Annotated in this window: 6 protein-coding genes, 1 tRNA gene and 1 pseudogene; all 8 read right to left on the reverse strand. The window is 58.0% G+C overall.

From position 1 onward, the window contains the following. Nucleotides 1–1,125 (reverse strand): annotated as a pseudogene (gene rpoB, locus VFN25_RS05475) (DNA-directed RNA polymerase subunit beta); the annotation flags it as partial. Nucleotides 1,126–1,347: 222 nt separating this feature from the next. Further along, nucleotides 1,348–1,725: a 50S ribosomal protein L7/L12 gene (rplL, locus tag VFN25_RS05480; protein ID WP_325139647.1), complete on the reverse strand. Its 378-nt coding sequence runs from the start codon at nt 1,723–1,725 to the stop codon at nt 1,348–1,350. 51 nt (nt 1,726–1,776) lie between these two features. After that, a complete protein-coding gene (gene rplJ, locus VFN25_RS05485) occupies nt 1,777–2,301 on the reverse strand; it encodes a 50S ribosomal protein L10 (RefSeq protein ID WP_325139648.1) in 525 nt (174 codons plus the stop codon). Nucleotides 2,302–2,638: 337 nt separating this feature from the next. After that, nucleotides 2,639–3,340, reverse strand: a complete 702-nt coding sequence (rplA, locus tag VFN25_RS05490; protein WP_325139654.1) for a 50S ribosomal protein L1 — start codon at nt 3,338–3,340, stop codon at nt 2,639–2,641. A 3-nt stretch (nt 3,341–3,343) separates the two neighbouring features. After that, a complete protein-coding gene (rplK, locus tag VFN25_RS05495; protein ID WP_325139656.1) occupies nt 3,344–3,772 on the reverse strand; it encodes a 50S ribosomal protein L11 in 429 nt (142 codons plus the stop codon). Nucleotides 3,773–3,919: 147 nt separating this feature from the next. Continuing rightward, the gene (nusG, locus tag VFN25_RS05500) at nt 3,920–4,480 is read right to left on the reverse strand and encodes a transcription termination/antitermination protein NusG (protein WP_325139659.1); all 561 of its coding nucleotides are present in this window, start codon (nt 4,478–4,480) and stop codon (nt 3,920–3,922) included. Between the two features lie 7 nt (nt 4,481–4,487). Beyond that, nucleotides 4,488–4,877, reverse strand: coding sequence for a preprotein translocase subunit SecE (gene secE, locus VFN25_RS05505; protein ID WP_325139661.1), 390 nt, complete (start codon nt 4,875–4,877; stop codon nt 4,488–4,490). Nucleotides 4,878–4,925: 48 nt separating this feature from the next. Then, nucleotides 4,926–5,001: transfer RNA gene (locus VFN25_RS05510), tRNA-Trp, on the reverse strand. Nucleotides 5,002–5,168 lie beyond the last annotated feature (167 nt).

Consider the following 5,168-nt stretch of genomic DNA (forward strand, 5'->3'; position numbering starts at 1 on the left):
CATCATGCGATAAATCTCGACCAGCGCTTCCAGCGGCGTGTTCGACGGATCGATGCGCAAAGTCTGTGAAATGTATGCGCCGCGGTCCAGATCGTTGACCCACAAGGTGGCCAGTCGATCAATGCCCGCCTTGCGGAACGCCTCGACGTGGGTCTCATCGATCTCGTCGTTGGCCGATGCGAGTAGTTCGCCGGTCTTGGTGTCGACGACGTCATTGGCGAGAATGCGGCCGATCAGATATTCATCCGGCACGTCCAGTGACTTGATTTTGGCGCTGTCGAGCAGACGCACATGACGCGCCGTGATGCGCTTGCCGGCTTCAACGATTACGTCCTTGCCATTTTTAAGGTCAAAGTCGAGCGTTTCGCCACGCAAGCGTTCGGCGACGAGTTCAAGCTGGGCACTGCCCTTCTTGCCGAGGTGGAACACGTTGTGCTCGAAGAAGATGTCGAGCATCTGTTCGTTGGTGTAGCCAAGCGCGCGCAGCAGAATCGTCACCGGCAGCTTGCGCCGGCGATCGATACGGGTGAACAGTGCATCCTTCGGATCAAACTCGAAATCGAGCCACGAGCCACGATAGGGAATCACGCGTGCGCTATACAGCAACTTGCCCGAGCTGTGCGTCTTGCCACGATCATGATCAAAGAACACGCCAGGCGAACGATGCAACTGGGAGACGATGACTCGTTCAGTGCCATTGACGATAAAGGTGCCGGTGTCGGTCATGAGCGGCAATTCGCCCATGTAGACCTCCTGCTCCTTGACGTATTTGATGGCCTTGTTCGACGACTCGCGATCATAGATGACCAGACGCACCGTCACGCGCAGAGGCGCGCCATAAGACATGCCGCGCGAACGGCATTCACGTTCGTCGAATGCCGGTTCGCCGAGGCGATAGCTGACGTACTCGAGTGCCGCATAGCCGGCATAGCTTGAAATCGGAAATACCGATTGCAATGCCGCATGCAGGCCCTTGTCTTCTCGCTTGTTCGGGTCGCCTTCGAGCTGAAGGAACTCACGATACGAATCAACCTGGATGGCGAGCAGGAAGGGAACGTCCAGCACGGGAGGACGCTTGCCGAAATCCTTGCGGATGCGCTTCTTTTCAGTAAACGAGTAGGTCATGGTGGGGGTACCGCCTCGGAGCATGGTCGGCGCGGGGGGACGCCAACGGGGTTTAAAAACCGGGATTCGAGATTCGGGATTCGGGATTCACACGGCGACACTGCGCCTGCTGTAGATCCCGAATCCCCAATCCCCAATCTCGCAACAACAACGGACAAAGCCCGGGAGTTTGCACCCCCAGGCTTGCCTGCAACTATTCAGGTAAGCGACCGAATGTGTCGATTACTTGACCTCTACGGTTGCGCCAGCAGTCTCAAGGTCTTTCTTGAGCTTGTCGGCATCTTCCTTGCTGACCGCATCCTTGACCACGGCCGGTGCGGACTCGACCAGATCCTTGGCTTCCTTGAGGCCAAGACCGGTGATCGCGCGGACAACCTTGATGACCTCGACCTTCTTGTCGCCGATGGACTTGATGCCGACCGAGAATTCGGTCTGCTCTTCGGCAGCGGCGGCTGGACCAGCGGCGGGACCGGCAGCCATGGCAACCGGAGCAGCAGCGGAAACACCGAACTTCTCTTCCAGCGCCTTGACCAGCTCCATCACCTCGACGAGGGACTTGCCAGCGATCGCGTCGATGATCTGTTCATTGCTAAGGGACATGATTTAACTCCTGAAAACGGCTATTGATTGGGTACCGAAAAAACGAACGCTTTAGGCGGCCTGCTTCTGACCGACCTGATTGATGACGCGCGTCACTTGGACGGCGGGCTCAGCCAGGACACGGACCAGCATGGTGGCAGGCTGGGCGAGCAAGCTGACCAGCATGGTGAGAGCCTGTTCGCGGGTCGGCAACGAGGCGAGCACGTCAACGTGCGTCCCCGGATATGCCTTTCCGCCCACAGCAACCAGCATGGGCTTGAGCTTGTCGTTGGCCTTGGCAAATTCCTTGATCAGACGACCGGCAGCGCCGGGATCTTGTGTCGAGAAGGCATACAGAAGCGGACCCGTGAGCGTGTCCTTGACACACGCATAGTCCGTTCCTTCCACCGCACGGGACACCAGGGTATTTTTCGCAACCCGGATGAATACCCCGTCCTGGCGGGCCTTCTTGCGCAGCTGTGTAAGCTGCTCAACGGTAAGACCGACGTACTCGGACGCGACCAGAGAATGTGCCGTGGCAGCCACGTTCGCCAGTTCGGCAACGACCTCTTTCTTTTGCGCAAGATTGAGCGCCATTGCTTTCTCCGATTGGATAACGGCAGCGCTCCTGCGCAAACCAGAATCCGAAAACGACACGAACCGCGAGTTCCTTCGCGCATCCGTCGGCATCTTGCGATGCCTTGTCTGGTGGCCGTTCCAGAAAATCTGTCAGGCGACACCATCTACGCAGGCTGGGGGTTTGAGACCAGTCCGAAGCGAGCGGGAGATTTCCATTGCAAGACACGCTTCCGTGCTTTCCCGATCGCGCCATTCCGGCCGCCTGCGGTCTTTGACGGCTGGCTTCATCCCGTTGCCGGAAATCCACACGCCCTCAAAACCCTGGCAATCGCCTGGGCGATCGCCATGAAACTTTTTACTTGAGCGACAGGCTCGACGGATCAACCGTCACGCCAACACCCATCGTGCTCGACAGCGAAACCTTCTGCACGTAGATGCCCTTCGCGGCAGCCGGCTTGGCTTTGACCAGATCTGAAAGCAGATGGCCGAGGTTCTCGCTCAACTTTTCGCCATCGAAGTTGACCTTGCCGATCGTGCAATGAATGATGCCGGCCTTGTCATTGCGGAACCGCACCTGACCCGCCTTGGCATTCTTCACGGCAGTAACGACGTCGGCGGCAACCGAGCCATCTTTCGGGTTCGGCATCAGACCACGCGGACCGAGCACCTGGCCGAGCTTGCCGACCACGCGCATCGCGTCCGGAGTGGCAATGACGCGGTCATAGTTCAGATCACCGGCCTGCATCTTCTCGGCCAGGTCATCCATGCCAACGGCATCGGCACCTGCCGCCAACGCGGCTTCGGCCTTTTCACCGGCCGGGCAGAACACCGCAACGCGCACTGACTTGCCGGTGCCATGCGGCAGCACGGACGAACCGCGCACGCCCTGATCGGATTTCTTCGCATCGATGCCGAGGCGCACGGCCACGTCAATGGATTCAACGAATTTGGTCTTGGCACCTTCCTGAACAAGCTTGATCGCATCTGCAAGCGGATACGGCTTGCCCTGAACGACCTTCTCGCGGATTGCCTTGTAACGCTTTCCTGTCTTTGCCATGTCTTATCCCTCCACTACCAGGCCCATGCTGCGTGCGCTGCCGGCGATCGTTCGCACGGCGGCATCCAGATCCGCTGCAGTCAGATCGGGTTCCTTCGCCTTGGCGATTTCCTCGAGCTGCTTGCGCGTGACCTTGCCGACCTTCTCCGTATTCGGGCGCTTCGAGCCCGAGGTGATGCCGACAGCCTTCTTCAGAAGGATGGTTGCAGGGGGTGTCTTGGTGATAAAGGTGAAGCTGCGATCCGAATACGCGGTAATCACGCACGGAATCGGCAAGCCCGGCTCCAGCTTCTGCGTAGCCGCATTGAAGGCCTTGCAGAATTCCATGATGTTCAGGCCGCGCTGACCGAGGGCAGGACCCACCGGCGGCGACGGGTTGGCCTGACCGGCCTTGACCTGCAGCTTGATGTAACCGACAACTTTCTTTGCCATTGTTCTCTACTCCTGGAGTTCGAACGTCTGCACGTCTGTTAGGACTGCGGGACTCCTCCTTGTTGAAAATGGAAGTGGGGAGTAGGGAGTGGGGAGTGGAAAAGCTTTGCTCTCCTACTCCCTACTCCCCATTTCCCACTCCCGCTCTTAAGCTTTTTCCACTTGACCAAACTCAAGTTCGACCGGGGTGGAGCGGCCGAAAATGAGTACCGCCACGCGCAGGCGGCTCTTTTCGTAATTGACTTCCTCGACGACGCCGTTGAAATCGTTGAACGGGCCTTCGGTGACACGAACCATTTCGCCGGGCTCGAACAGTACTTTCGGCTTCGGCTTGTCGACGCCATCCTGGACTCGACGCAGAATCGCATCAGCTTCGGAATCCTTGATTGGCATTGGCCGATCAGCAGTACCGCCGATGAAACCCATGACCTTCGGCGTCTCCTTGATCAAATGCCAGGATTCGTCGTCGATCCGCAGCAACCGGTTTTCTTCATGCGTCTCGATCTGGATCAATACGTAGCCTGGGAAGAACTTGCGCTCACTGCGACGCTTCTGGCCGCCGCGCATTTCGATGACTTCTTCGGTCGGAACCAGAATGTCACCGAATTTGTCCTCCATCGATTCCCGCGCGATACGCTCTTTAAGCGCGCGCAGGACCTGATTCTCGAAACCCGAGTAGGCGTGAATTACGTACCAGCGCTTTGCCATGTTTTCCTCAGTGTCCGAGAGTCAACAACCAGTCCATCACGACCCATTTCAGGATCAGGTCGATCAAGCCCAGAATTAGACTGATCACGATCACAACCAGGATCACGACAGCTGTGGTGCGCAGCGCCTCGTCTCGAGTGGGCCACACGATCTTGCGCAACTCGAACTGGGACTCGGCGATAAACACACGCAGCGAACGACCCGTATGCGTAGTCGCACCAACCAGTCCCGCGGCGACGAACGCGATGATCAGCGCCACGACTCGCGCCGCAGCCGGCCACTGGCCGGAAAAATAATAGAAACCGAACAAGCCACCGGCTATCAATAATGCCGACAGACTCAGCTTGGCGAGGTCCAGACCACTGTTGCTTTCGGATTGTTCAAGCTTTGCGTTCATTCGTCCTGCCGTTGTGTGCCGGGTTCGCACCAGCAACATTTGATCAGCTGGCACGCCAGGAGGGACTCGAACCCCCAACCTGCGGTTTTGGAGACCGCTGCTCTGCCAATTGAGCTACTGGCGTATGTTTGGGGCACGAGATTCGAGATTCGAGATACGGGATTCGACAAGGGCGCAAGCGCGCTTCGACGAATCCCTGATCCCTGATCACCAATCCCGGCTTGTCATTTTTTATTCAACAATCTTGGCAACCACTCCGGCGCCGACGGTGCGGCCACCTTCGCGAATCGC

Origin of the sequence: Dokdonella sp., from assembly GCF_035703485.1 — a bacterium.
Lineage (GTDB): Bacteria > Pseudomonadota > Gammaproteobacteria > Xanthomonadales > Rhodanobacteraceae > Dokdonella.

Bases quoted from the DNA above. Each gene is read 5' to 3' on its own strand.
- rplL (WP_325139647.1), bottom strand. From the start codon at position 1,725: ATGTCCCTTAGCAATGAACAGATCATCGACGCGATCGCTGGCAAGTCC.
- rplA (WP_325139654.1), bottom strand. From the start codon at position 3,340: ATGGCAAAGACAGGAAAGCGTTACAAGGCAATCCGCGAGAAGGTCGTT.
- rplJ (WP_325139648.1), bottom strand. From the start codon at position 2,301: ATGGCGCTCAATCTTGCGCAAAAGAAAGAGGTCGTTGCCGAACTGGCG.
- secE (WP_325139661.1), bottom strand. From the start codon at position 4,877: ATGAACGCAAAGCTTGAACAATCCGAAAGCAACAGTGGTCTGGACCTC.
- rplK (WP_325139656.1), bottom strand. From the start codon at position 3,772: ATGGCAAAGAAAGTTGTCGGTTACATCAAGCTGCAGGTCAAGGCCGGT.
- nusG (WP_325139659.1), bottom strand. From the start codon at position 4,480: ATGGCAAAGCGCTGGTACGTAATTCACGCCTACTCGGGTTTCGAGAAT.